At 57.4% G+C, this 26,819-nt stretch carries 23 protein-coding genes and 2 pseudogenes; 12 read left to right on the top strand and 13 right to left on the bottom strand.

The window, feature by feature from the left end:
* Positions 1-55: 55 nt before the first annotated feature.
* From FBZ97_RS19965 to FBZ97_RS19955, 3 genes are read left to right on the top strand one after another with little or no spacing between them, the layout of a single operon-like run.
* The gene (locus FBZ97_RS19965; RefSeq protein WP_145321030.1) at positions 56-1,171 is read left to right on the top strand and encodes an efflux RND transporter periplasmic adaptor subunit; all 1,116 of its coding nucleotides are present in this window, start codon (positions 56-58) and stop codon (positions 1,169-1,171) included.
* The gene (locus FBZ97_RS19960; protein ID WP_145321032.1) at positions 1,168-4,278 is read left to right on the top strand and encodes an efflux RND transporter permease subunit; all 3,111 of its coding nucleotides are present in this window, start codon (positions 1,168-1,170) and stop codon (positions 4,276-4,278) included. Before FBZ97_RS19965 ends, FBZ97_RS19960 begins: the two co-directional genes overlap by 4 nt.
* 4 nt (positions 4,279-4,282) lie before the next feature.
* Positions 4,283-5,062, top strand: coding sequence for a TetR/AcrR family transcriptional regulator (locus FBZ97_RS19955; RefSeq protein ID WP_145321034.1), 780 nt, complete (start codon positions 4,283-4,285; stop codon positions 5,060-5,062).
* Between the two features lie 121 nt (positions 5,063-5,183).
* Here FBZ97_RS19955 and FBZ97_RS19950 read toward each other — a convergent pair whose 3' ends face one another.
* Positions 5,184-5,630: a PaaI family thioesterase gene (locus FBZ97_RS19950; protein ID WP_246661808.1), complete on the bottom strand. Its 447-nt coding sequence runs from the start codon at positions 5,628-5,630 to the stop codon at positions 5,184-5,186.
* 376 nt (positions 5,631-6,006) lie between these two features.
* Here FBZ97_RS19950 and FBZ97_RS19945 point away from each other — a divergent pair, with 376 nt between their 5' ends.
* Positions 6,007-6,816, top strand: coding sequence for an oxidoreductase (locus FBZ97_RS19945; RefSeq protein ID WP_145321036.1), 810 nt, complete (start codon positions 6,007-6,009; stop codon positions 6,814-6,816).
* 236 nt (positions 6,817-7,052) lie between these two features.
* Here the strand turns inward: FBZ97_RS19945 and FBZ97_RS19940 are convergent, their stop codons facing one another.
* The 9 genes from FBZ97_RS19940 to leuC form a co-directional block, all read right to left on the bottom strand.
* Positions 7,053-8,687 carry a thiamine pyrophosphate-dependent enzyme gene (locus FBZ97_RS19940; protein ID WP_145321038.1) on the bottom strand — a complete coding sequence of 545 codons (1,635 nt, stop codon included), beginning with the start codon at positions 8,685-8,687 and terminating at the stop codon, positions 7,053-7,055.
* 75 nt (positions 8,688-8,762) lie between these two features.
* Positions 8,763-10,241, bottom strand: coding sequence for an aldehyde dehydrogenase family protein (locus FBZ97_RS19935; RefSeq protein ID WP_145321040.1), 1,479 nt, complete (start codon positions 10,239-10,241; stop codon positions 8,763-8,765).
* A gap of 27 nt (positions 10,242-10,268) precedes the next feature.
* Positions 10,269-11,267, bottom strand: a complete 999-nt coding sequence (locus FBZ97_RS19930) for a branched-chain amino acid ABC transporter permease (RefSeq protein ID WP_145321042.1) — start codon at positions 11,265-11,267, stop codon at positions 10,269-10,271.
* Positions 11,264-12,136: a branched-chain amino acid ABC transporter permease gene (locus FBZ97_RS19925; RefSeq protein WP_145321044.1), complete on the bottom strand. Its 873-nt coding sequence runs from the start codon at positions 12,134-12,136 to the stop codon at positions 11,264-11,266. The genes FBZ97_RS19930 and FBZ97_RS19925 overlap by 4 nt, the downstream gene beginning before the upstream one ends.
* Positions 12,137-12,138: 2 nt before the next feature.
* A complete protein-coding gene (locus FBZ97_RS19920) occupies positions 12,139-12,855 on the bottom strand; it encodes an ABC transporter ATP-binding protein (RefSeq protein ID WP_145321046.1) in 717 nt (238 codons plus the stop codon).
* Entirely contained in the window at positions 12,855-13,577 is a 723-nt protein-coding gene (locus FBZ97_RS19915; protein WP_145321047.1) for an ATP-binding cassette domain-containing protein, read from the bottom strand. Before FBZ97_RS19915 ends, FBZ97_RS19920 begins: the two co-directional genes overlap by 1 nt.
* A gap of 43 nt (positions 13,578-13,620) precedes the next feature.
* Positions 13,621-14,907 (bottom strand): ABC transporter substrate-binding protein, encoded by a 1,287-nt coding sequence (locus FBZ97_RS19910; RefSeq protein WP_145321049.1) that lies wholly within the window; start codon positions 14,905-14,907, stop codon positions 13,621-13,623.
* A gap of 30 nt (positions 14,908-14,937) precedes the next feature.
* Positions 14,938-16,674 (bottom strand): 3-isopropylmalate dehydrogenase, encoded by a 1,737-nt coding sequence (gene leuB, locus FBZ97_RS19905; protein WP_145651020.1) that lies wholly within the window; start codon positions 16,672-16,674, stop codon positions 14,938-14,940.
* A complete protein-coding gene (gene leuC, locus FBZ97_RS19900; RefSeq protein ID WP_348642376.1) occupies positions 16,674-18,080 on the bottom strand; it encodes a 3-isopropylmalate dehydratase large subunit in 1,407 nt (468 codons plus the stop codon). Before leuC ends, leuB begins: the two co-directional genes overlap by 1 nt.
* A gap of 143 nt (positions 18,081-18,223) precedes the next feature.
* On the opposite strand from leuC, the gene FBZ97_RS19895 reads away from it, so the two are divergent.
* A complete protein-coding gene (locus tag FBZ97_RS19895) occupies positions 18,224-18,988 on the top strand; it encodes a GntR family transcriptional regulator (protein ID WP_145321051.1) in 765 nt (254 codons plus the stop codon).
* 597 nt (positions 18,989-19,585) lie between these two features.
* On the opposite strand, the gene FBZ97_RS19890 is transcribed toward FBZ97_RS19895, so the two are convergent.
* Positions 19,586-20,374, bottom strand: a complete 789-nt coding sequence (locus tag FBZ97_RS19890; RefSeq protein ID WP_197044212.1) for an MBL fold metallo-hydrolase — start codon at positions 20,372-20,374, stop codon at positions 19,586-19,588.
* Between the two features lie 343 nt (positions 20,375-20,717).
* On the opposite strand from FBZ97_RS19890, the pseudogene FBZ97_RS35115 reads away from it, so the two are divergent.
* Positions 20,718-20,897: pseudogene (locus FBZ97_RS35115) on the top strand (LysR family transcriptional regulator); the annotation flags it as partial.
* 21 nt (positions 20,898-20,918) lie between these two features.
* Entirely contained in the window at positions 20,919-21,611 is a 693-nt protein-coding gene (locus FBZ97_RS19885) for a LysR substrate-binding domain-containing protein (RefSeq protein WP_348642467.1), read from the top strand.
* Between the two features lie 51 nt (positions 21,612-21,662).
* Here the strand turns inward: FBZ97_RS19885 and FBZ97_RS19880 are convergent, their stop codons facing one another.
* Complete coding sequence (locus tag FBZ97_RS19880; protein WP_197044213.1) at positions 21,663-22,745, bottom strand: helix-turn-helix domain-containing protein; 1,083 nt, start codon at positions 22,743-22,745, stop codon at positions 21,663-21,665.
* A gap of 60 nt (positions 22,746-22,805) precedes the next feature.
* Here FBZ97_RS19880 and FBZ97_RS19875 point away from each other — a divergent pair, with 60 nt between their 5' ends.
* The 5 genes and pseudogenes from FBZ97_RS19875 (at position 22,806) to FBZ97_RS19855 (ending at position 25,569) form a co-directional block, all read left to right on the top strand.
* Positions 22,806-23,642 (top strand): alpha/beta hydrolase, encoded by an 837-nt coding sequence (locus FBZ97_RS19875; protein ID WP_145321055.1) that lies wholly within the window; start codon positions 22,806-22,808, stop codon positions 23,640-23,642.
* A 41-nt stretch (positions 23,643-23,683) separates the two neighbouring features.
* Positions 23,684-24,313 carry an FMN-dependent NADH-azoreductase gene (locus FBZ97_RS19870; protein WP_145321057.1) on the top strand — a complete coding sequence of 210 codons (630 nt, stop codon included), beginning with the start codon at positions 23,684-23,686 and terminating at the stop codon, positions 24,311-24,313.
* 21 nt (positions 24,314-24,334) lie between these two features.
* Positions 24,335-24,643 carry a YciI family protein gene (locus FBZ97_RS19865; protein WP_145321060.1) on the top strand — a complete coding sequence of 103 codons (309 nt, stop codon included), beginning with the start codon at positions 24,335-24,337 and terminating at the stop codon, positions 24,641-24,643.
* Positions 24,644-24,971: 328 nt separating this feature from the next.
* A complete protein-coding gene (locus FBZ97_RS19860) occupies positions 24,972-25,280 on the top strand; it encodes a type II toxin-antitoxin system RelB/DinJ family antitoxin (RefSeq protein ID WP_145321062.1) in 309 nt (102 codons plus the stop codon).
* Positions 25,277-25,569 (top strand): annotated as a pseudogene (locus tag FBZ97_RS19855) (type II toxin-antitoxin system RelE/ParE family toxin). Before FBZ97_RS19860 ends, FBZ97_RS19855 begins: the two are co-directional and overlap by 4 nt.
* Positions 25,570-25,739: 170 nt before the next feature.
* Here the strand turns inward: FBZ97_RS19855 and tehA are convergent.
* Positions 25,740-26,750 (bottom strand): dicarboxylate transporter/tellurite-resistance protein TehA, encoded by a 1,011-nt coding sequence (gene tehA / locus FBZ97_RS19850; protein WP_145321064.1) that lies wholly within the window; start codon positions 26,748-26,750, stop codon positions 25,740-25,742.
* Positions 26,751-26,819 lie beyond the last annotated feature (69 nt).

The following is a 26,819-nucleotide window of genomic DNA, read 5'->3' as shown; positions in this document are numbered from 1 at the left end:
GAGTTAGATCGCAATCTAAATTAACCGCCGTGCCCGCCAACAAGGGTCAAATCACATGAACCGCAAAATTCTCCTTGCCTCCGTGAGCGTATTGGTGGCCGCTGGCGCCACGGCATTCGTTCTCCTTGCCGAGTCTTCGGAAGGAAGAGCACAAGCCGCAGACCCTCGCGTCGCGCCGCCGCTCGTCAGTTTGGTGGATGCAAAGAGGCCAGATACCACTATGCGCACCTTCACCGGTACGATTGCCGCTCGCGTGCAGAGTAACCTGGGGTTTCGGGTGCCCGGCAAGATCATTGAGCGCTACGTCGACGTCGGCCAGCAGGTCAAGGCGGGTCAGCCCCTGATGCGCATTGACGAGACTGATCTGAATCTGGCGCTGACCGCGAAACGCAACGCGGTCGCGGCGGCTCAAGCCGTCCTGACCCAGGCGCAAGCTGACGAGAGACGCTACGCCGCCTTGGTGAAAAACGGGTTGGCGGCCGCTTCTCCGCAGCGTTACGAGCAGGCAAAGGCTGCGTTGGACACAGCTACCGCGCAGCTCGCAGCGGCGGAAGCCGATGCCAGGGTCGCCGAAAACGCGGCGACTTACTCGTTGCTGATCGCCGATACCGATGGCACTGTCGTCGAAACGCTTGGGGAGCCGGGCCAAGTCGTCACAGCTGGGCAAACGGTGATCCGACTCGCCCAGGCCGGGCCTCGTGAGGCACTGGTCTGGCTTCCGGAATCCATTCGACCCCAGATCGGCGACGAAGCCGAGGCGAGCATCTACGGAAGCGGAGGCCGGGAGGACAAGGCGCGACTTCGGCAGATCTCGGATGCCGCCGATCCTCAAACCCGCACGTATGAAGCACGCTGGGTTCTGGATGGCGCCTCCGCATCGGCCCCGCTCGGCGCGACGGTGACGATCAAAATCGCCAGCGATACTGGTCAAGCACATGCGCAAGTACCGGTCGGCGCTATTTTTGATGACGGCAGCCGGACTGGCGTGTGGGTCTTTGACGAAAAGTCATCCACGGTCCACTTCCGCCAAGTCAAGGTCGAGAAGATGGGTGAGGAGGTCGCGGTGGTTTCCAGCCTGAAGGCGGGCGAGCCGATCGTCGCGCTTGGAGCGCATCTCCTGCACGACGGCGCGAGCGTCCGTGCGGAACAAGCAGAGGCAGCTAACCAATGAGCTTCAATCTATCCGCCCTCGCGGTTCGCGAGAGAGCCGTTACGCTGTTTTTCATCATCCTGCTCGCCGCCGCTGGCGTTTATGCCTTCGCCAAGCTCGGGCGCGCAGAGGACCCTTCGTTCACCATCAAGACGTTGACCGTAACAGCCGTATGGCCGGGCGCGACAGCGCGCGAAATGCAGGATCTTGTCGCCGAGCCCCTGGAGAAACGCCTCCAGGAGTTGACATGGTACGACCGCGTCGAGACGACCACGCGGCCGGGATACGCCTTTCTGACCGTTACCCTGAAGGATAGTACACCACCCACGGCGGTGGAGGAGGAATTCTATCAGGCGCGAAAGAAGCTTGGAGACGAAGCGCGAAACCTGCCCCAAGGTGTTCTCGGTCCCTTTGTCAACGACGAGTATTCCGACGTCAGCTTCGGTCTTTATGCGCTTAAGGCGAAGGGCATGCCGATGCGCGACCTTGTACGTCAGGCCGAGGTGATACGCCAAGACCTTCTGCATGTGCCCGGCGTCAAGAAGATCAACATTCTCGGAGAACGCCCGGAGCAGATATTCGTTGAATTCTCCTTCGCCAAACTGGCTACCCTGGGCATTTCCGCGCAGGACATCGCTGCCGCGTTGCAGCGGCAGAATACCGTTACGCCGGCTGGATCCATCGATACTCGAGGCCCGCAGGTTTTCATCCGCTTCGATGGCGCTTACGACAGCATACAGGCGATTGCAGACACGCCGATCGTCGCAGGCGGGCGCACGCTGAAGCTCTCCGATTTTGCGGAGATTCGCCGCGGCTATGAAGATCCGGCCACCTATCTCATCCGTCACAATGGCGAACCGGCCATCATGCTTGGCGTGGTGATGCAGCAGGGCTGGAACGGTCTGGAACTCGGCAAAGCGCTGGAAGCAAGATCCGATGCGATCGCGCAGACCTTGCCGCTCGGCATGACGCTCGCCAAGGTCAGTGACCAGGCCGTCAACATCCAGGAAGCCGTCGGCGAGTTCATGCTGAAATTCGCCATGGCGCTCGGCGTCGTGCTGTTCGTAAGCCTCATCAGCCTCGGTTGGCGCGTCGGCATCGTTGTCGCCCTGGCCGTTCCGCTCACCCTTGCGGTTGTCTTCCTGATCATGCTGGAGACCGGCAGGTTCTTCGATCGCATCACGCTCGGCGCGCTCATCCTGGCACTCGGCCTTCTGGTCGACGATGCCATCATCGCCATCGAGGTGATGGTGGTGAAAATGGAAGAGGGAATGGACCGGATCAAGGCGGCCGCCTATGCGTGGAGCCACACCGCTGCTCCGATGCTATCCGGTACGCTGGTGACGATCATCGGGCTGATGCCGGTAGGCTTCGCCCGTTCGACCGCCGGCGAATACGCAGGCAACATTTTCTGGGTGGTGGGCTTTGCCCTCATTGTCTCCTGGATCGTCGCCGTGGTCTTCACACCTTACCTCGGCGTCAAGATGCTACCGGCTATCAAGCCGATCGAAGGTGGCCATCACGCCATCTACGACACACCGAACTATCGCCGCCTTCGGGGGGTGATCGAGTTTGCCGTGCGGCACAAGTTCGTCACCTGCGCGGTGGTCGGCATCGCTATGGGTATCTCGGTCATCGGAATGGGAGCGGTCAAGCAGCAGTTCTTCCCGACCTCGGATCGTCCGGAAGTCTTGGTTGAGGTCCGCTTGCCCGAGGGCACCAGCATCGAGACGACGACGGCGACAGTTGAGAAGCTAGAGGGATGGCTGCAGAAGCAGCCCGAGGCAAAGATCGTCACAAGCTATATAGGACAGGGCGCTCCTCGCTTCTTCTTCGCCATGGCGCCGGAATTGCCGGATCCGTCTTTTGCCAAGATCGTCGTGTTGACACCCGACGCCGAGGCGCGCGAGGCGCTGAAGCAGCGCCTCCGCGACGCCGTCTCGGAGGGGCTCGCTCCTGAAGCCTATGTCCGCGTTACGCAGCTGGTCTTCGGACCCTATACCCCGTTCCCGGTCGAGTTCCGCGTCATGGGTCCGGATCCCAAGCAATTGTATCAGATCTCCGAAAAGGCTCTCGACATCATGAAGGGCATACCGGATGTCCGGCAGGCAAATCGCGACTGGGGCAACCGCACGCCCGTGCTGCGCTTCGTTCCCGATCAGGATCGGCTGAGCCTCATCGGCCTTTCGCCGGCGGAGGCAGCCCAACAGATGCAATTGCTGTTGAGCGGCATTCCGATCACGCAGGTTCGCGAGAATATTCGCAACGTGCCCGTCATCGCGCGTAGCGCCGGTGAAAACAGGCTGGATCCGTCAAGACTGGCAGACTTCTCGCTGATGAGCCGGGACGGCCGACAGGTTCCGCTCGATCAGATTGGACACTCGGAAATCCGGTTTGAAGAACCGATCCTGAAAAGACGTGATCGAACGCCTGTCATTACGGTTCGCTCGGACATCAACGAGGCCACTCAGCCCCCGGAAGTCTCGCAACAGGTTCTAAAGGCGCTCCAGCCGCTCATCGCCTCGCTTCCGGCCGGATATCGTATCGACATGGGCGGAAACATCGAGGAATCCTTGAAGGCCAATGTTGCCCTCGTCCAGATCTTCCCGGCGATGATTGCCGCCATGCTGATCGTCATTGTGCTGCAAGTCCGCAGCTTGTCGACGATGACCATGGTGATGCTGACGGGACCGCTCGGTCTTGCTGGTGTCGTTCCCGTCTTGCTTATCTTCCATCAACCGTTCGGCTTCAACGCCATCCTCGGACTGATCGGTCTTGCGGGAATTCTCATGCGCAATACCTTGATCCTGACGGAGCAGATCAAGGAGAACCAGGCGGCCGGTCTCGACGACTATCACGCCGTCATCGAAGCCACAGTGCAGCGGACGCGACCAGTCATGCTGACAGCGCTTGCGGCCGTCCTTGCCTTTATCCCTCTCACCCACTCGGTGTTCTGGGGATCGATGGCCTACACGCTGATCGGTGGTACGGCGGTCGGGACCGTAATGATCCTGCTCTTCCTTCCCGCTCTCTATGCCACCTGGTTCCGCATCAAGCCGACTGTGGGAGCAACACATCATACGGAGCAGCATGCTCCAGAACTGCAACGCACTATGGCTGCGGAGTGACATCATGTTCCGGATGTGTACCGACGTGACCACCTCTGGCGCGAAGGAGAAAACGAAGGGTTCAGCATCGGCGGTGTCGGACGCTTATTGGGCGTCCGATCGACAGGCATCGGTGCTCAGGGAAAGAGGGTCTTATTCCTCAGCTTCGGATCAAGCTATTTTAGAGAAAGGACGTGATCGTATCCTCGATATTGCGGAAAGATACATTCGCCATATCGGTCATCGCAAGACGACCGTCGCAGATATTGCCTCCGATCTGGGTACAAGCCGCGCAAACGTCTACCGCTTCTTTCCCACAAAGGCGGCGATCGACAATTCTGTCTGTGAGCGTCTCGTCAGAAAGGTGGCCGAAATTGCTTTTTCGATCGCGCGAACGGACGCGTCGGCGAGCAAAAAGCTTGTTGAACTTTTAAACTTCCTTCACCTGCGTAGCAGCAGGACGCTGATGGAAGAAAGACCCATTCACGAGCTTTTCGTCGCTGCTACGAACGAAAATTGGGCAACGATGAATACGCATAATCAGCAAATGCGGGCGGTCCTGGCAGCAATTATGCGTCAGGGTCAGCAAGCGGGTGAGTTCCAGCTGGAAGATGCTGACGATACCACACGGGGAGTGATCACCGCGTTTCTGCCCTTCTTCCACCCCGTTCTCGTTGAGCAAGGTATTCAAGAGTGGGAGGACATGGCCGGGGCCGCGCACGCGCAAATCCGCTTCATCATGCGAGCTCTCGGCAAGTCGGACTGGGCGAACGCCGAGATCGCGGAGGCAATGATAAGCGCCTAAAGCTCGTCCCCCTCAGCTTGAACCTGCTATAGATAAAGCGATTGATCGCGGCAGGCGGAAGTCTGAGCGATGCCGCCACTGCGAAATCCAAACTCTTTTTTTGACACCAACTGCCCGAACATCACAGTCCGGGTCGAACGATCAGGCAGGTTGACGTGCCATGGGCATAAAGCTTGCCTTCCGAGCCTTCGATCCTGCCGTCCAAGGTGATAACTGTCCGACCGCGAGAGATCACCTTTCCGGTAATCCTTAATTCGCCGCAGTCGACAGAAATCGGACGTACAAACTTAACCGAGGTCTCTTGCGAAGGGCAGACCTCGCCGGGCATCAACGTTGTTTGCGCGGCAAGAGACATGGAAGTGTCGAGCAGGGTCATGATCCATCCGCCGTGGACCGTATTCATCATATTAAGGAAGCGCGCTTCTGGCGTGGCGCGAAGCTCAACGTAACCTTCGTCCGGTGGAAGAAGTGTGAATGGTAACAGGTCGGCCATGGGCGGTCGAGGGAGGGTTCCCTGAGAAAGTCCCGTTACAAACTCAAACCCATTCATCTGAGTAATGTCAGGCAAGGAATCACTCCTCCTTTATAAATCTCAGCGCGCCAATCTGGTAGCGGCCTCCAGCTCAATGTGACGCCGTGGCGTTGAACAATTGGCAATGTCGGGGGCGGTCATCAATCGACTCAAAAACGGCTCTGCACACGCACCTCCGACGTTTGCGGCCGCAACCGGACGCTTGAACGCGTCATTTCAATGAAAATGCACCCAAAACGGCCGGCCCCTCAGTTTATATGTTGATCGACATCCAAAATCAAGTTAGATTGCAATCGAAATCTAACGGAATGTTGTGCGAAGCAAAATGTGGACCCCGATCTGACAACAGAACAAAAAATCGGATCGGGTTGGAGGCTTCCAGCACTCGTTCGCACAAACCTCAGGAGTATGCATGTCCAGTCAGAAAGTCGCCGTAGTCACCGGCGCATCATCCGGCATAGGCGAGGCAACGGCGCGCCTTCTCGCACAAAATGGCTTCAGGGTGTTTGGGGGCGTACGCCACCCGAACCGCGTCAATTCAATTCCCGGCGTGCGCTTCGGAAGGGTTGACGTCAACGATGACGCATCGGCTGAGAGCTTTGTGGAATGGGTTCTGTCCGAAGCGGGAAAAATTGATGTCCTGATCAACAATGCCGGGGTTTCGCTGGTCGGCCCCGTCGAGAATACCTCAACCGCGGAAGCTCAGAGGGTATTCGACACCAACGTGTTCGGCCCGTTGCGCATGATACGTGCCGCTCTGCCATCCATGCGAGCCGCCCGTAGCGGGCTCATCATCAATGTCAGTTCGGTTTTGGGCTTCCTGCCTGCACCCTTCATGGGCCTATATGCCAGCAGCAAGCATGCGCTTGAGGGGCTGTCGGAGTCTCTGGACCACGAAATCCGCGAGTTCAATGTCAGGGTCGTGCTGCTCGAGCCCACCTTCACCAACACGAAGCTCGACGTCAACGCGGCACATACGGAAGCCCCTTTGGGCGTCTACGAAACGCAGACCTATGCGACGATTGAGACGGTTCAAGCGCAGATCAGATTAGCGCCATCACCACAGGTAATCGCCACGAAAATCCTGGCCGCCATCAACGGTCCGTACCGCATGCGCCAACCGGCGGGCGGCAACGCGACGCTGCTCAGCCGCTTGCGCAGATTCATGCCGGCGACGGCAGTCGATAAGAGTTTGCGCAAGACATTCGGCTTCGGCAAGTGAAGTTCGTCCCAAGCTTTGAATGGCGAGACGTCGCACCTCTGGTATCGTTTCGCTCACGCTGCACCACGTGGCTGATTTCGTCGTACGGCTTCTGCGCGTCTGCTGCATCTTCCATTGTCCCCAGCTCGGCGCGGCCGTTCCGCCCTACCGCGCATTTCTGGATTGCTGGCTAATGAACTTCCTACGGCGGCAAGAGAATGGGAGGGCGGATGGTCGCAACCACCCGCTTGTTCTCCTTAGGTTGGCGGCGCGGGGTGGAGGAATGGCCACGGGGAAGCTTCGCTTCCCGTGGGTACCTGAACTTCAATCACCGCTGGACTGTCGATTTTTAGGACAGAAGCGAGAACCTGCCTAAGCGCGTCCGGAGTTGTCGCCTTGTAACCTGGTACGCCAAAACTCTCCGCGAGTTGAACAAAGTCTGGATTATGCAAATCCGCTCCGAGGAAGCGGTTGCCGTAACTGTTCTGTTGATCCCGCCGCACATTGCCATAGGCGTTGTTGTTGAACACGATCGACACGACATTAATTCCGAACTGACGGGCGGTAGCAAGTTCCTGCACGCCGAACATGAACCCGCCGTCTCCAGAGACGGAAACAACGGCTTTGTCAGGATTGGCGACTTTGACGCCAAGCGCGGTGTTAAAACCAAATCCCAGATTGTCTTGATAGCCGCAGGTCACGTATTGTCGAGGTTCGTAAACCGGAAAGCAAAGTCGTGCCGCGAAACCTATCTGAGAGATTTCTTCCACGAAAAAGCTATCTCTGGGCAAAACGTCGCGTATTGCGCTTAAGTAGTTTGCTTGCGGTTGGAGAGCTTCAAGATCCTTGGCGGCGTCGGCCTTCAGAGTTGCGAATTCGTGCTGGCGTTTTGGACGCTCTACGCCCGCAGTAGCTTGCCTAAACGCAGAAATGAGCGCCTGAGTGCCTGCTTTGGCATCCGTCACGATCGCGAGTGTCGGCTTGAGCCTAACCATTTCAGTCGGATCAATATCCAACCGGATCGTTTTGAGGCCGGGCGGCAGCCACCGCCATCGGAAATATTGAAGCTCCAGCCGGCTTCCGATCCCGATCAGAAGGTCGCAGTTTTTCCAGTATTTCCATGCCGCATGCGGGGAGAGAGCGTAATCGCTGTCGTCGCTGACGATCCCTTTTCCGCTTCGGTGGGCCGCAACAGGAACCTGGAGCAATTCGGCGAGTTGACGAATTTCCTCCTTGGCTCCAATGGCACCGGAACCCACCATAACCAGTGGATTCTTCGCCTGTCTGAGCATCTCGACGGCCGCTTTAATCTGTTCAGGATCGGGGATAGGCGGAGCTATCTGTCCGGCCGGCATCGGGTTCTCGACCTCCGCGGCCATCCCGAAGACATCCCACGGGGCCTCGACCGCCACCGGCCGCTGTCGCCCTGACTGCATGATGCGAAACGCCTCCTCCATGATTCTCGCCGCTTCGGCTGGGTGGTTGATGCGCTCTGCCCATTTAGTCAGTCCGCGCATCGTCGCCAGATGATCGGGCAATTCATGAAGCTGCCCGCGGCCCTGTCCTATGAGGTGAGACATGATATTGCCGGTCACACACAGGACTGGAGTGTTTGCGCCATAGGCCGTGCAGAGCGCGGCACCCGAATTCAGAAAGCCTGGGCCAGGAACGACTGTGTACACGCCGGCTCGCCCGGTGGATTTGGCATATCCATAAGCCATATAGGCCGCGCCCTGTTCGTGGCGCGTATGGATGAACCGGACCCGATCGCTCTCCCGGGCCAGCGCGTCATTGAAGTCATACATATGGGCACCTGGGATGCCGAACACGGTATCCACACCGTTGGCAACGAGGGCCTTTGCGATTGTTTCTCCGGTTGTCAGCCGCGTCATGGTTGTTCCTTTGAAAGTGCAGGACCTCTTCCCGCGCGCAAAGCGGGACATCCTCGAAAACACGGTACTCCGCCATCAGAGCCTGACCGTAACCGTCTTTTGTTCCGTGAACGAAAGAAGTTCGTCCAGGCATTCCTCCCGTCCAAAGCCGGACTGCTTCGTTCCGCCGAACGGCGTGCCGAGATAATGGACGCTTGCATCGTTGATCCAGATATAACCTGCCTCGACACGCGATACTGTTTTCAATGCCGTGGAGATGTCGGTCGTCCAAATCGATGCCGTCAAGCCGTAGTCGACAGCGTTCACATTGGCGAGCATCTTAGTTTCATCCTCCCACTCGAGGATGGACAGAACTGGACCAAAGATCTCCTCGCGCGCGATCCGCATGTCCTGCGTAACGTCGGCAAAGACCGTGGGCTGGATGAAATAGCCCTTTCTCAATTCGGGTGCCTCCGCCCGTGCGCCCCCAGTGACCAACCGGGCGCCTTCGCCCAGCGCACCGGAAATATAGCTCATGATCTTGTCGAATTGGCTCTTGTCGATGATCGCGCCCATTTCCGACTGTGGATCTGTCGGAATGCCTTGACGGATGGAAGCGACCCGCTGGCGGACAGCTTCAACGACCTGTTCGTAGATATCCTTATGCAAGAAAACCCGGCTCGTCGAACCGCAGGATTGACCACTGCACCAATGAAAGTTCATGCCACGGACAATACCGTCGACCAGTTTATCGATCTCCGCGTCGGGATAGGCTATGAGAGCGTTTTTCCCTCCAAGCTCGAGTGAAAGCTTTTTCAACGTGTCCGCGCCGGAACGCATCACTGCCTTACCTGTCGCGAGGCTGCCGGTGAGGGCGACTTTCGCGACTTTGGGATGTTGGGCCAACGTTGCGCCAACGCTTCGGCCCCCCGGCACCATGTTGAGCACGCCGGCGGGCAGAATGCCGTCGATCAATTCAATGAGCTTAAGGGTCGATAGCGGTGCCTGTTGCGGCGGCTTTACAATGATTGAGTTTCCGGCGGCAAGCGGCGCCGCCATCTTCGAACCGCAGAACAGAAGTGGGTGATTGAAAGGATAAATACGCGCTACGACGCCAAGAGGTTCACGGAGCGTGAAATTAACCGCGCTGGGGCCGAGAGGCACAGATGCCCCCTTCATTTCCGTGACGAGGCCCGCGAAGAAATCGAGCGTCTCGGCGGCGATGAGCGCATCATGTTTTGTCGCGGAATAAGGGTTGCCGCAATCGAGCGCATCGATTAGCGCGAATGTGTCGGCGTTGTCGCGCAATAGGTTGGCGATTTGCCGCAATAGTCTCGCCCGTTCCAGCGGTACAACATCGCGCCAGACCTTGAAGCCTTCAATGGCTGCTTCCACGGCTGCCTCGACATCGGCCTCATCGCAGTCTGCAACAGGGCCGAGCGACGCCTCATCGGCAGGGCTGGTGATTTCCGTATAGCGGCCGCCAAGGGGGACGTGCCATGATCCGCCGTAGTAAGCCTCGCGCCGGATGGGCAGCGGCGCACCGCCGGCGGTTGTCAGAGTTTCTTTGGACATGGATGTCTCCCATTCATCATATCTAAATTAAAAACTGGTCCCGAGACGAGGAAATCGGACGACGAGACGCTTCCAGATCCCCACCAAACCTCTAGGTTCAAGAAGCATCATGAGAATGGCCGTCACGCCTAGGACGATCAGGTAAGCAGTGCCAAAGTCGGAGAGGGTTTCACGCAGAACCACGAAGACTACGGCGCCAATGATGGGTCCGATCGTTGAGCCGATACCGCCCACCACCACGATGAAGATGATATTGACAGTGTAATCGAGCATGCCGAAGGAGCCGTCCGGCGAAATACGAAGCTTCTGCAGGCTTGCGATGGCGCCGAGCAAAGCCAGTCCCGCTCCAACGGACGCGAAGATTATTGGTCGCAAGAGCAGGGGGTTCACGCCGAAAACATAGGCGCTTGATTCCTGGTCGCGCAACGCCTTGAGGGCAAGGCCAATCCGAGACCGCATCAAAAGGACAATCCCGAGCGTAAGACCGACTGCCGCGGCGAGCGCGATGAAGTACATCACCGTGAGCCTGAGAGATGTCGTAGCTCCGAAGGTCTTGACGATAGAGACTGGAACACTTGCACCTAAACCGAAACCAAACCCTGGTATCTGGGCAACAATCAGCTTGATGGTCTCGGCCAGGACCCATGTGCCAATAGCGAAATAGGCTGCGCGGAGCCGCACGACGACGCCGAAAACAGGGAGCGATATCGCCGCGCCCAAAAATGGTGTCAACACAAGGGCGAGCGGCGAGGGAAGACCCCACAGTACCGTCAGACCGTAAAAGACATAAGCACCCAGTCCGACGAACATATGCTGGCCGACCGTCACCATGCCCGCGTAGCCGGACAAGAGGTTCCACATTTGCGCCAGACCAATGATAACGAAGAGCTCCGCGAGAAAACGCAGGCTGTTTGCAGAACCCCATAAGGGCCAGAGCAATGCCAAAGCGAAGATCGCGGCCGGAATCAAGAGTGCCAACGTCACGGGCCGGTGTGCCGCATTTATCATCTCGACAGCGCTCGTCATGCTTGTGCTACTCCTTTGAACAGGCCTTGAGGGCGAAGCAAAAGGACGACGAGGAACACGATGTGCCCTGCGAGAACCTGCCACGAGGCGTCCACTTGGGCACCGAGCATTTGCGCGACACCGAGAATAATGCCGCCTGCCAGGGTGCCCCAAAGATTTCCCAAACCGCCGATGACCACAGCTTCGAATGCAAAGATCAACCGGCTGGGCCCGGCGCTAGGATCAAAGTTCATCCGGACTGCCATCATGACGGCCGCGATTGCGGCGACCGAAAGCGCAATGGCCATGGCAAGACGATAGACGCGCTTGGTGTTGATACCAATCAGACCCGCCCCGGAATGATCATCGGAAACGGCACGCAGCAACCGCCCGAACCCCGTACGATAAACCAGTCCCTGCAAGACCCAGATCGAAAGGATGGCGAGAAGGAAAGTCACCAACGGCAGGACCCCGATATCAAGCCCTGGAGAGATGGGCAGGCTCGCGGTTTCGAGGCTTCCAACGGAAAGCTTTTGGCTATCTGCGCCGAAAACCAAAAGCAGCACGTTTTGGATGACGATCGCCAAGCCGAATGAGGCCAGCATTGGCGGAAGCTCACCCTTGTTGAGCGTGCGTTCGAATATGGTTGCCTGCAGAACGAAACCAATGATTGCGCTGACTGGCACGAGTAGCAGAAGTGAATAAAGCGGTCCGATGCCAAGAAGCTGGGTGAGCAGTAGGCAAATATAGGCGACCTGTATGATCAGGTCCCCGTGAGCAATGTTGACGAGGCGCATGACGCCGAAAACGAGTGAAAGTCCCAAGCCAAACAGGGCGTAAAGACCACCTAAAAGTATTCCCTGCATCAGGAGGCCGATCCAGATTTCCATGCTCACACCCCGAAATACGATTGATGGATTTCAGCGTCCGTGAAATCCGAGGGTCGTCCGCGAAGCGAAACCTTGCCATCAAGAAGGCAGTAGAAACGATTGCAAATATTGAGCGCTCGCCGTGTTTCCTGCTCAACGATCAGCATCGAAATTCCCGAGGCAATCAGCGCTGGAAATGCGGCATACATGCGAGTTACGATGATTGGTGCCAGACCGAGACTGATCTCATCGCAAAGGATGAGCCGCGGGTTTGCCATCAATGCTCGAGCAAAAGCCGCCATTTGCTGCTGTCCCCCTGACACCATATGTCCGCCCTTCGCGCGCAACGATTCAAGCTCAGGAAAAAGCTCGTAGATCGTCTTAAGCGACCAGGGTCCCTTGCGCCCGACCTGCGCGCCCACCTGGATATTTTCCTCGATGGTGAGAGACGGAAAAAGCCGGCGGCGTTCCGGAACGATCGAGATGCCCTTGGCAGCAATCTCGGTGGAGGAGCGCCGACTGATCTCCTCACCCTGAAAACGAATGCTTCCCTTTACGTGGGACTGCACACCCATGATCGCGCTGATCAGGGAGGATTTACCCGCTCCATTTGCCCCGATAACAGAAATGCATTCACCCTCATAAGCCTCCAGGTCGATATCCCATAAAGCTTGCGCGGCCCCATAGAAGATCGAAAGGGAGCTGACCGACAAAAGCGGCGTCAATGCATTGGTCGTCATCAATCAGCCTCCCCAAGATAAAGGCTTCTCACCATCGGATCTTTGAAGACGTCTTCTGCCTTGCCATCCGCTATGATGCTTCCCTGCGCCAGAACGGCAACACGCTCCACGAACTGCGTCAGGGCGCCGATCACATGCTCGATCCAGATGACAGCGACCTCCTCACCTTCGAAGGTCTTCAAAATCGCCAACAGTTCAGCGCATTCCGCTGTCGTGAGCCCGCCGGCAATTTCGTCCAACAACAGGAGTTTTGGCTTCAAGGCTAGCGCCCGAGCCAGCTCCAGCCGTTTCAGATCGATGAGATTTAATTCACCGGCAAAACGTGCCGCCTTGCTCGCAAGCTTTGTCCTTTCCAACATTTCACCAACGCGCTGGCGGGCATCGCCCATGGAAAGGCCGCTGCCGTGGACGGCGGCCACCATGAGATTGTCGTGAACGCTCATCCCGCCAAACGGCTTGGGCACCTGAAACGTCCTGCCTATGCCACTACGACAGCGTGTCCATGATCGTTGGGAACTCAGATCCCGGCCGTCGAATGTAATATTGCCAGAGGTTGGAGCGAATACACCCGAAATCAGATTGAAAAGAGTGCTTTTGCCCGCGCCGTTCGGACCGACGATCCCGATCCGCTCCCCCGAGGCGAGGTCGAGGTTAAGAGATCGGAAGACCGCAAGTCCTCCGAAGCTCTTCGATAGATTTTCCAACGATAGCAATCGTGCCATGATCCAAGCCAATAAAAAGCGACGCGGAAGCCGTCAGTCGCGTTCAGCCGAGCGCGATAGGCGCGGCACTCGGTTTGATTGCCGGCTCATCCGCATTGTCGATCAAAACAAGGTCGAACGGATGCGACTTGCCCTTTTGCCATTGACCACCAGCCAGCGGTGTCGTGGAAATCCCCGGGGGCAGTCCGGGCCTTTGGAAATCGACTAAACCCGCCACAGACTGATATTTCGTTTGCCTGATCGTGTCCCGCAGACTTTCGGTGGAATAAGGGTCCGGGACTTTCGACAATACGTTAAACAGAACCTCGAAGATCGCGTGCTTAAAGCCCAGCGTCATAGACCACTGACGTCCGCTCTCCTGCTCATATTCGGCGGCCAGTTCACGCGCGCTCTGGCCTGTGAGACCGGATTGGAATGGAAACTCCGGAGACCAAAAAACCGGTACGCTCAATCCGAGGGCACGGTCGCCAAGCGGTTCTATCGCCGGCGGAAATTCGGTGGCCTTCCCAACGGAAACGACCTTGGGCTTGAAATTTTGCTGCGCGGCCTCTGCCCAGAATGTCGCGAATTCCGGTGGCGGCAGCAAGCCATTGATGACTTGCACATCATTTGCCTTAAACTGAGAAATCTGTGAGGCGAAACTTCCCACGGGCATATCGAACCTGCCAGGGTCCACGATCTGATAGCCTTTTGCGCCATAAACCTTCGGAAAGATGCCCGCGACGGCATTACCATCGCCGTCATTTGGCCACAGCACACCAACCTTCTTGTTGGTGTCGAATCTGTCCCAGATTCCAATATATGTATTGGCCACCTGATTGACGCCGAAGAAGAAGTGGTTCGTCCATTCGAAGCCCGTTTTTGGATCGCCTCCGCGCGCAAAGAAATGAGGCTCCCAGGGAGTGTCAGTCGTGATGCAGGGAACGCCATTGACTTCCGCCTGATCGGCAACCGGATTGGTGGTCTCGGGGGTGGACGTTGCCATGATGACCGAGACCTGATCCTTGAGGATCAACTCGCCTGCCACTTCCGAGGCGCGGCTTGCCTTGGACTGACTGTCCCGCACCAGGATCTCGAAGGGTACCTTAGTGCCGCCAATTGCGAGCTGCCCCCCGAAATGCTTTTCGATCTGCTTCAAAACAAACGGAACGTGTTCTGAAAACAGTGCCAGCGGCCCGGTTTGCGGCACGACGAAACCAATTTTGATCGGTTTCGGTGCGGCGATTGCGAACGAATTGACACCTCCCAGCGCAACAGCGGCGCCTCCTGCCGCTGCTGCCCGAAGGAAATTTCGCCTATTGATTGTTGTAGATCTCGATACCGTCGCCATGCTTTCCTCCCTTGACCCGGTTTCGTTCAGTCAGGCATTCAGTCGTTCCAGCTCCTCAAGGACTGCATCGCCCATTTGCGTCGTGGAAACGCTGGCTACGCCGGGCGGAGCGATGTCAGCTGTGTATATCCCCCGGCCAATTGCCGCCTCCACCGCCGATTCCAGCAGATTTGCTTCTTCTGGTTTGTTCAGCGAATGCCGTAAGCACATTGCAAAACTCAGGATCGCACCGGAGGGATTGGCGATATTCTTGCCGGCGATGTCCGGGGCGCTACCATGGATTGGTTCGTAGAGGGCGTGCCGCTTACCATTCACATCCACCGCGCTCAGCGATGCTGAAGGCAGCATGCCGAGCGAACCGCTAACCATGGCTGCGCAATCGGAGAGAATGTCGCCGAAGAGGTTTTCGGTCACGATCACATCGAACTGCTTGGGGTTTCGCACGAGCTGCATTGCGCAGTTGTCGACATACATATGCGTGAGCTCTACGTCGGGATATTCCGCCTCATGCACCTCGCAAACGACCTTGCGCCATAGCGCACCGACTTCCAGCACGTTTGCCTTATCGACGGAACAAAGCTTCCCGCGACGCTGACGCGCCAGCTCGAATGCTGCACGGGCGATGCGCGCGACTTCCGGCTCGGAATAGCGAAGAGTGTTGACAGCTTCGCGTGTTCCATCCGGTGTAACGCCGGGACCGCGAGGCGAACCAAAATAAATGCCGCCGGCAAGCTCGCGTACGATGACCATGTCCGCACCGTCGATGACCTCAGGGCGAAGCGTGGAATTTCTAACGAGCGTGCTGAAGGTCTTGACGGGACGCAGATTGTTGAACAAGTCCAGCTCTTTGCGGATCTTAAGAAGCCAGTCGGTCGTTCGATGCTCAGCTGGAATATGGTCGTATTCCTTGGAACCGAAAGAGATGGCGCCGAACAGGATCGCGTCGGCTTCCTGAATTGCCTGCCATGTTTCGTCGCGCATCAGGTTTCCGTGGGCGGCCCATGCGGCCACTCCGAAGGGCTCCTCGGTCAAGTCGATGCTGACGTTGCGATTTTTCGAGAACCAGCTGATAATCCGTCTCACCTGGGTCAATATTTCCGGACCCACTCCATCCCCAGCAAGAACGAGGAGCTTTGCAGGGCCCGGCTTAGGTGAAGGGTAAATCCAAGATTCATCTTGCCTGTTCATCTTTTGGAACTCGCGTATCTCTTGATCCATTCTCAAAGTCATTCCAATTTCGTCCAATCCGGCAAGCAGCGCTTCGCGACGCTCGGCTTCAATGGAGAAGGAGATCTTGTTCCCCTCCGGCGTGACGATTTCACAATTCTCCAGATCGACTGTGAAGTTCGAAGCCTCGGGGTTTGCCGCTACTCTGTCCGCGAGTGCCTTCACCTGCTCCATCGGTAGGACGATCGGCAGGATCCCGTTCTGGAAACAGTTCGCGCGAAAGATGTCGCTGAAACTCGGCGCGATCACGGTCCTCAGGCCATAATCAAAGACGGCCCATGCTGCTGCCTCTCGCGAGCTTCCACAGCCGAAATTCTCCCCCGCGATTAAAATGCGCGCATCTTGGAAACGCGGATCGTTCAGCTCGAATTCCGGGTTCTCCTTACCACTCGCGTCGTAACGCCAGGCCTCGAACAGCCATGGACCAAGCTTGCCGCGCGGATTGTCGATGAGCCTGTTGATCCTGATCATCACCTCTGTATCCACATTTGGTCGCATCAAGGTGGCCGCTACCCCTTCTACCCGGACGAAAGGTTCCATCAGCCCGCCACCATCATTTGTCTTGCATCGGTTATCTTGCCGACAACCGCCGCGGCCGCGGCCATCTCCGGGCTGGCGAGATGCGTTCGCGCGCCCGGTCCTTGCCTGCCAACAAAATTGCGATTTGTCGTTGAGATCGAGCGTTGTCCGGGAGGAACGACCTCACCATTTGCGGCGAGACACATCGAACAGCCCGGCATGCGCCATTCAAAGCCCGCCTGAATGAAGATTTCGTGCAAGCCCTCAGCTTCGGCGGAACGTTTCGTATCTTCCGAACCGGGGACGACCCAAGCCCTTACATTCGGGGCGATCTTGCGACCTTTCAGAAGAGAGGCGGCCCGGCGCAGATCAGACAGTCGGGCATTGGTGCAGGACCCAATAAATACCCAATCGATCGGCAAGCCGTCCATCGGCGCACCAGGCTTGAGGCCCATATATGCCAGGGCGTCGACCATGCGTTGACGGAGCTTAGGGTCGGTCTGCGACGCGGGGTCAGGTACTTTGCCATCAATGGCAATGACGTCTTGCGGACTGGTTCCCCAGGAAATTTGAGGACCAATTTTGCTCACATCGATGTGATGCTCGACATCGAAATGGCTCTCCGGGTCAGTCGGCAGCTGGCGCCATTGGGCAACGGCGCGATCAAAGTCTCGTCCCTTTGGCGCGTATTCCTTTTCCGCAAGATAGGAGAACGTTGTATCGTCGGGAGCGATCAGGCCGGTGCGTGAGCCAAGTTCGATGGTCAGGTTACAAAAAGTCAGGCGCTCATCGACGGTGAAGCGCGCGATCGGCTCCCCGGCGAACTCCACCGCAAAGCCTCGTCCCGCTGCGGTACCAAGCAATCCGATCGTTGCCAGGATGAGATCTTTAGCGGTGACGCCAAAGGCGAGCGTGCCTGTATAAACGATCCGCATCTGCTTCGGACGACGTTGACGCAACGTTTGCGTCGCTAGGATATGTGCGACTTCAGACGAGCCGATGGCCAGACCGAGGGCTCCAAGCCCACCGTGCGTGCACGTGTGGCTGTCAGGACAGGCGACCGTCATGCCTGGCAGCGTCAAACCCAGTTCCGGGGCCATGACGTGAACTATTCCATGGCCACGTTCGCGCATGTCGAAAAGCCGGACACCAGCCCTTTTCGTCTGTAAGCGCAGTTGATGGAGAAGATCCAGCCCACGGCCGGTAGCTTCCACGGCCGGAGGTGGCAACGTCGATATCGCGTGGTCTGGTGTCGCGAAGGTCAATTCCGGATTGTGAACGCGATATCCCAGCTGTTCGATGCGATGAAGATTTGGGCCGCCTTCGAGGTCGTGCAGATAATGGCGGTCGATGTGAAGGAGAACGACGCCGTCACCCAGCTCGCGGATCACGTGCTTCTTCCACACCTTGTCGAATAAAGTGGTCACTTCGATCTCCTCCCGGAAGCTCCCTTGTCTTTTGACTAGTCGTTCTATAGTTAGTACAACAGTACAAGTCAAACGATTTCTGTGTTTCTATTGCCGATGAGCGCGTGAGCTTGCTATGAGGCGATTTAGGAAAGGAGGCCGATGTGACGGAGCGGGTTGAGAGCGATATGAAAAGCCACGTCCGCCGCGTGCCGGGCGTCTCGTTTCATCGTCAGGTCTACATGCTCCTTAAAGAGGAGATAAATCAGGGCGTGCCCGCGGCTGGATTTTCTCTTCCAAGCGAAGATGAGCTGGCCGCGCGTTTTGGCGTCGCACGCGTGACCATCCGGACAGCACTTGCCGCCCTCGAAACGGATGGTCTGATCGAGCGCAGGCAAGGAAAAGGTACCTTCGTCCGCGCTACCGTCACGGTCGCGCCGCTCCAGTCATCGATGGCCGACTTGCTCGTGCATATGCGCGATGTCAGCAGCCACACCGAAGTGGCTGTACTCGAATTTGAATATGTCGGGCCCCCCGCGCAATTGCGGTCCGAGAGGGGAGGCGAGAATGCCCTGTTCCAGCGCGCTGTTCGCCTGCGCTCGCATGCTGGAAAACCACTTTTCCAAATCACCACCTTCGTCCCTGAGCATCTGGGTCGAACGTATTCGAGGGAGGAACTCGCCGGCACACCGCTTCTGGACTTGCTCAAGCGTGCGCATACCGGCTACTATTCGGGCAAGCAGATCGTGAGCGCCACTGTCGCGGACCTGATCGTCGCCCCGCGATTGGGGCTAGCAGTAGGTGATCCGCTTCTTGTGGTCAAACGTCGCTATTACGACAAGAAGGGCGATTTGGTCGAGTATCTCGAGATGCTTGCATCTCCGTCGGTTTTCGAGCTCCACATGTCGATCGAACCTTCGGAGCTATAATGGAGGCCCTCTAGCCCCCTGATAACCCTCGAAATTTAGCAGAAGCGGCCATCCGCCTCTCTGATGTGCGATATCATCGATCCGTTCGGCGTGGTGCGCGATCAGGTGGTGGAGAGGGCGAGCGGGCACGCTGGTGTGGAAACCGCAGGACGCGGGTCTGACATTTTACGCCTCGAAGTCCCAGTTGAGATGATCACATCGCTATCGCGACATCTACGTTGGCCGCGCGAAGATAAAAGCCTATCTCGTCGCGGCGTGCCTTAAGCGCCGGATATTGCCCGGCCGGCCGGTATCTCTGCTAGTCAACTCGTTCACTGGCGCAAGGAGTGGTGCCAGATCGAGGAGGTCGCAAACAAGCTATCGCTACCATGGTGCCAGCTCTTGTAGATTATGCATCGGCAGCCAAGCCGCCGATGCCAATAAGCCGCAGGAGCAGCGATGTAACGATCTAACTTGGTTGCATCCGTCATGTCGGCGGTGATAGCGATATATCAATCCCGAAGCGCGTTCTTATGACGCCAGCGCTAAGATGCCGGCTGACCTTAACTGAACGGATGCAGGACCCGTATCAGTCGATAAACGGAGCGTCTGGTCGGGCTAAACCACGGGGTTCCAGTGGATTGGCGTGAAACGATAGTCGGTTCCTTGCTTGGCGACATGTCCGAGGGTCGGAAAACTGAAATGAAACGCCTGGATCAGAATTTTTTCAGAAGCAGCCAAATCGTAGAGCTTCCTGCGAGATTGCTCGGCCAGGTCGGGATCCATGTCACTCCATCCATGCCAGCCCGGGCGCTCCGCAAACAAGTTTGGATGCGTTGTCGCGTCAGCCTGAATGATTGCTTTTTCTCCCGCGGAATTGATGATGAAAGAGGTATGACCGGGTGTATGGCCGGGTGTCGCGATTGACGTGACGCCTGGGACGACCTCGACTCCAGCGTCGAATTGCTTAACGCTGCTTCCTAGTATCCCCATCACGCGCTTCGCACGCTCAAAGTTTGCTTGAACGACGCTGGTCGCCGCGCGCGATGCATTTCCGGAATCCAGCCAAAACGCGTATTCCGCGGCGGGAACAAGTATCTCCGAATTTGGGAAGGCGGCTTTTCCATCTTCCGTAATAAGACCGCCAATGTGATCGGCGTGGAAATGGCTGATGACGACCTGATCCACTGACTTCGCATCGTATCCAGCGGTATTGAGATTGGTGTGAAATTGCCCGCCAACCCCCTTGCTTGACTTGAACGCTGCTTCACCCAAGCCCGTGTCCACCACAACGACCCGACCAGATGTTTCGAGAACCACCGGTGTGAATGTCAACGTGATCTGGTCTACCGGCAGAAAGGCCGCCTCGAGCGCTGCCGCTACGTCTTCCGGCCTAACGTTCGACACGAAGCCCTCCGACCTAGGGAAACTATTGGCTCCGTCCGTAACACACGTCATGAGGATATCGCCGATTTTGTGGCGATAAATCCCAGGGCCTTGTTGAGAGGACGGAGGACTGCCCTTGTCCTGCGCGAGCGATGACCCCGAAGATGCCAATGTCATCGTTGCTGCTGTGGCTGCGGTTGCAGCCCCGGTAAGGAGCACACGGCGAGAGACTTCCATTGTCGTTCCTTTCTTCAATACGCAAAGCTCGAGGAATTTGTTCTCGAACGATATTTACAATCTAGTCAGGAAAGAGCGTGTGAATTAGGGTTCCGAAACTGTACGAATTGTTGAAGGATGACCACCAATTTCGAAGCCGACGCTTTCAGACCTTTCTGCATTCGCCGCGGTAGCTCGACATAAGAGTTTCACTCGAGCAGCCGACGCGCTGGGGCTTGTTCGCTCCTCACTTAGTCACACTGTTGCTTCTCTGGAGCGCCAGCTAGGCCACAGACTTTTTCATCGGACGACCCGAAGCGTCACCCTCACAGAAGCCGGTGACCGGCTTTTGTCGGACATTGGCCCTATCCTCGATGATCTCGACCGAGCCCTCGACCGCTTCGGTGAGCAAACTTCGAACGTGACGGGTACCCTGCGCATCAATGCTAGCGACACTGCTGCCCGGATTTTAATGCAGCAGGCAGTGCCAACATTTCTGGCGAGGCATGTACGCGCTGGCATCGAGCTTAACGTTGAGCGGGGTTTTGTTGACATCATCAAACGTGGCTTCGATGCAGGTGTGCGCTTCACGCGATCTGTGCCACAGGATATGATTGCGGTCCCATTCGGAGAGCCTGTGCGATTTGTTACAGTCGCCGCGCCAAGTTATCTGGAACAACATGGGTGTCCAATGGCGCCGGAAGACTTGATGCGGCATCAATGCATTCGCCAACGTATGCCCAGTGGACGTATTTATCGCTGGGATTTCTGCAAGGATGGTGACGACTTTGCAGTTGATGTTCCGGGGGCTTTGATGCTCAACCACAACGAGCTTATGGTTGAAGCCGCCGTTGCGAGCCTGGGGATAGCCTATCTGCCAGAAAATTCTGCACGCGCGATGGTGGATGCTCGTAAGTTGACGGTCGTCTTAGATGATTGGTCTCCTGAACCGTCAAGGCTATGCCTCTATTATGCGGGACACCGATATGTACCCGCCGGTCTTCGGGCCTTTATTGATATACTAAGACGTCTGTCCAGCTGAATCCCGAGTATCAGATCGCGCTTTGCAGAAAATGTTGTTCATGACGCGCCCTCAAACGGGGCTCTCCGGTTGCGCGAGGCGCTTTTGCGACCAGCGCCGATAATCTCCTGGCGTCATACCGCTCAGTTGGGTGAAGGCTCGCCGGAACGCGGTTTCGTCGGTATACCCGCATTGAACGGCCACTTGCTTGATGCTCGATCCGGGCGTTTCCAGGAGCACGCAGGCCGTCTCCATACGGACCCGCGTGATGAAACTTTTCGGCGCCTCGCCCGTGAGTTCCTTCAGCCGTCTGTGCAGTGTCCGGGCGCTGAGCTTCAACTCGCTCGCCAGAGCTTCTGCGGTAAGGCCGGGGCCAGCGCCGCGAATGATTTGCTCGGCCCTAAGAAGTAGTGGATCAGCTGCGTTGACGAAGCCGCGTGGTGCGTAGACCATTTGCGGCATAGGCGAATTATCAGCAACCGACACGTCCGCCGCTAGTTTAGCGACATCGGCCCCGGCGGTGCGCTTGATCACGTGCAGGGCCAGATCGATCCATGATAGCGGTCCACCCGTGGTGATGACGTTGTCCTGCTCTTCTATCGCAGTGCCCCAGATCGGCCTTGCCTTGGGAAACCTGCGCTTGAACGCGTTGTGTAGCCACCATGTCGTTGTGCATCGCTTGCCATCGAGCAGCCCTGCCTCGCCAAGGACGAAGGTCCCGGCACATGCCCCGCCGATCAGCACACCATGTCGGTGTTGCGCTTGCAGCCAGTTCGCCGCATGCCTGATCGCGTCGGAGGATGGCGGCAGACCGTCCGTTCCCAACGCCATGCCCGCGACCAGGATGACATCGCAATGCCTGACGTCGGCGAAGGCAGCATCAACGGCGATGCTCCGCCCTTGGGCCGCCGGCAGGTTCGCCCCGTCGGCACTGACGATCACGGTTTCGAATAATGGCCGTATATGTACCGACGCTCGCGGCAAGGGACCTTCTGGTGGCGCCTGCAGAGCCTGATTTGTGATCCAGAACAAATCGGTAATGCCGGCGATTGCGGAGAGAAGGCTGCCATCTACGGCGATGATGGCAACACGCACAATGCGGTGATCGGGCTTACTGGCTGGCGAGTTTTGCATCAATAGTGTCCAGTTTGCCAAGTTATACCTGCGGCCAACGCCGCGTACAATCATGTCGACAAATTATCGAGGTGATCCAACATGAAATTATTCCGTTTTCGAGAGGGCACAAAAGCAGCTCGTCAGCACAGCAGCGCCGCGACGGCTGTGCCTTTAACCCGCCTTCTCGCAGCTCTTGCCGGGCTCACGGTCGCGATCGCTGGCACCGCGACCGAAGCCGCTCCCACCGCGGCCACTGTGCGTAACATTGTCCTGGTCCACGGCGCCTTTGCCGATGGGTCAAGCTGGGCCTCCGTCATCGAACGGCTTCAGGCCCGCGGCTACCATGTGACCGCCGTCCAGAATCCCTTGACCTCGCTTGCCGATGACGTCGCCGCTACCAACCGGGTGCTGCGCCGCCAGACTGGCGACGTTCTCCTCGTCGGCCATTCCTGGGCTGGTGCCGTAATCACCGAGGCAGGCAATGCCTCCAACGTGAAAGGCCTTGTCTATCTCTCGGCACTCGTCCCGGATAGCGGAGAGTCTGTCGCCGACTTGCTCACGCGTCTCAATGCGCCGATGTCGGGTATGACACCTGATTCCGAAGGCCTGATCTGGCTGGACGACGCGGCAGCCTATCGGCAGGTCATGGCAGCCGACGTGCCGGCAGAGAAGGCCGCCGAACTAGCAGCGATACAACAACCAATCGCGGCGGCAGCTTTCAGCGCGAAAGTCGGTCACGCGGCTTGGCAGGACAAGCCGAGCTGGTACCTGCGCACCGAAAACGACAACGCCCTGCCGCCCGCCGTTCAACAGACGATGGCGCAGCAGATCGGAGCTCAAATCACGTCTATCCCGTCGAGCCACATGTCGCTCGTCTCCCATCCCGACGCTGTCGTCGATCTGATCGATCGCGCGGCACGGCAAGCCGGACAGTGACCCCGGCGCCACCCTTAGAATCAGATGAAACCGAGGTTAAAATGAAGATCCTCCACATCGACTCCAGTATCTCCGGCGACAACTCGATCACCCGCGAGCTGACTGCCGCCGTTGTCGCGAATATTGTCGTCGCCGACCCGAGCACCGAGATCACCTATCGCGACCTGGTTGCTGACCCTGTCGCCCACTTGGACGGGGCTATCGCCGCAGGCTTCCGGCCGCTTGGCATAAGCAGATTCGATGATACCACCCAACGAGAGCACGAAATCTCCGACCAGCTCGTGACGGAGTTTCTCGGTAGCGACACTGTGATCATCGGCGCACCAATGTATAATTTCTCAGTGTCCACCCAGCTCAAGGCTTGGCTCGACCGCATCGCCCAGCCTGGCAAGACCTTCAAGTACACCGCGACCGGGCCAGTCGGTCTTGCCGGGGGTAAGCGCGTCATCGTCGTCTCAGCCAGAGGCGGCTTCTACGTCGAGGACCCGATGGCACGCCTGGATTTCCAAGAGAACTATCTGAAAGGCTTCTTCGGTTTCCTGGGCATTGATGACGTTCGTTTCGTCCGCGTCGAGGGTGCCTCGCGCGGCGAGGAAATTCGGCAGAAGGGCATCACCGCTGCCCGCGCTGCCATAACCGACGCGATCGCCGACATTCGGGCGGTCGCCTAAGATCTCACAGGAGCTCACATCGTGCTATTCGCCATCAAACTGCGCTATATCCGTCCGAGCGAAGACATTCAGGCGCATCTCGATGCTCATAAGGCCTGGCTCATCAAATATACACAGGCAGGCATCATTCTCTTCGCAGGCCCCGCGCCACAAGGCAACGCCGGCTTCGTTCTGGCTCACGCCGACGACCTGGCCGTCATTCAGAGCATGATCGCCGAGGACCCGTTCGATATTCATCAATTGGTGACGTTCGAGATCGACGCCTGCGATCCCGCATTGCGCGCTACAGACTTTCCGGCCCGCTGGGCTGGGTCTGCAAAGCCCATCTAGAGCGAAGGATTTAAACCGCCTGTGAAAGCCCTGTACGGACGGCCCATATGGGTATGGTTGGGCGGAAAACTTAGGGAGTGAGCCTATCAATGACACGCTTCTTCACGTATCGCCCAGCTTGAGGCCGGTTCGGCCTCAAACCATTGCGCTTATGCGATAGCATGCCCATGAAAGCTATGTGACTCAGTCGGTTCGATAAAATTCGGAATAGGTCGCCGGTTAGTATCGCTTCAAGAGCTTGAAATAAAGCGATTTTGGAGATGACCGAAAGATCGCCAAGGATATTGTCATTCAAATGCATTACCATGTATTGAATATGGAGATAGCTATGGCTGCAAACGCACTTGTCCAAACACGTATCGATGCTGACGTTCGCGATCGTGCCTCGGCCGTTCTTGAGAGCATGGGTCTAACGGTATCGGATGCAGTTCGAATCTTGCTCACCCGGACGGCTAATGAGGGTGTGCTGCCACTTGAACTTTTCTCGGGCAGTGAAGTTCATGACGCTTGGTTTCGTACGAAGGTGCTAGAAGCACTGAACGACGCTAGGCCCGACATTTCGGATGATGAAGTCGAGGCCCATTTCGCAAAGCGCCGAGTGACAGCACGCCTCAAAGCGCGTGGCCGCAAATCGTGAAGCTGACATGGTCTGCGTTCGCCCTATCGATCGTGACGCGATTTTCACCAGCATCGAGGCAGACAATCATCCAGCCGCTGTCATGATCGATGAACGGATTATGGCTGCCACCCGCCGCTTGATCGACTTTCCCGCAAGCGGCCGCGTTGGGAGAATTGAGGGGACGCGCGAACTGGTGATCAACGGAACGCCCTATATCGCGGCATATGCCGTTTCGGAGACAGCAGTTCGTGTCCTTCGCGTCCTTCATGGTTCGCAAGAATGGCCGGAGACTTTGCCAAATAGTTGAGTTTCTAGCTTGACGCGCATCCTCTACGTCCTGTGCGATAATCGTCGGGGATCCGCGTTGTCGCTAGTTGTCGATCGAGCACCTTAGCTTAATGCCTGGAAGTATCGGGCCCGCGGTTCAAATCCCTTCAACAGCAAAAGAATTCAGTTACGGGTCGAATTCCCGGTCACTCAGCTCGACTTTGCGACTGGAGGCTGTTGAGGCGCGGTAGAAGGGATAATCCTGCCTTTGACGATAAGGTAGATTGTTCCCATGGCGATCCCGCCAACGATTAAGTTTGCCAATACGAATAGCAAGGGTGCAAGCGCGGAAACTGCTCCTGCATCGCCACGTCCAATCATCCGAATTGCCGAAGTTGCGAGTGCGGTCGCTCCAAAGGTCACTCCCCAGTATGAGGGTGCAAATGGCTGCTTCAAGATCCAGGGAAGGAGGCGCGTGAGAAGCAATGCCTGAAGTACGGCATACCCCAGCATTGCATGAGAGATGATGTCGGGTGCTCCCGTTGTGACGCCCATATATGCAGCGCAGCCGACGGCGGGCGGAGCAAGCTGGATGCCGAGGGTCGGTCGCAGCGGAACCGCCAATTCTTGAGACGTGAGCATGCGGTTCAAAAGAACCGACTCGATCGCCAGCCACGAGAAGAAACCTGCTCCGAAGGCAAGCTGGCCCCAATCGGCATGACCAACGGTGCTGGCGGCTATAGCGGTTGTGAATGATCCGGCAACAATGGGAAGATAGAGAACAGCGGTGGTCGTCGCGGGATCTCGCCCACCGTGCCACAGACTACCGGTCCGCCAGACGGCGAAAAGAACTGTGAACAGTGCCCCTGCAATAAAAAGAACCCACGCGATGCTGACCCTGTAGGGAAGCAGGACGATGGCGATCAGCATAGTGGAGACGCCCGCCAGCCCTATGAAACAACATTGGACGGGATGCTCTGCTTCTGCCCGGGCCTGCTCAGCGGCAAAGATCCATTTCAGCGCATAGAGACTGGTCACGATCATCCAGACCGCAAGCGCCGCAAAACCGATTGCTTCACCGAAAATCGGCGGAAGCTGCCAGACACTGACGGCCGAACGCCAGCTATTGCTGAGCCCGGCGAGGCCGAGGACGATGCCGAAAAAGGCAGCTGGGATCAGCGGCAGACGGGGTGAAGTTGCGGGGTTCTTGTTGCTGATCATTAGCCGTCTCATTGTGAATTTTTGCCACGGTTATCAAAAGGTCGTATCGAGAATTTCAAGTGCACCGGG

Origin of the sequence: Rhizobium sp. ERR 942 (assembly GCF_007828395.1) — a bacterium.
GTDB lineage: Bacteria > Pseudomonadota > Alphaproteobacteria > Rhizobiales > Rhizobiaceae > Rhizobium > Rhizobium dioscoreae.
Note: the sequence above shows the minus strand (reverse complement) of the source record. Positions and strands in the feature narration are given on the sequence as shown.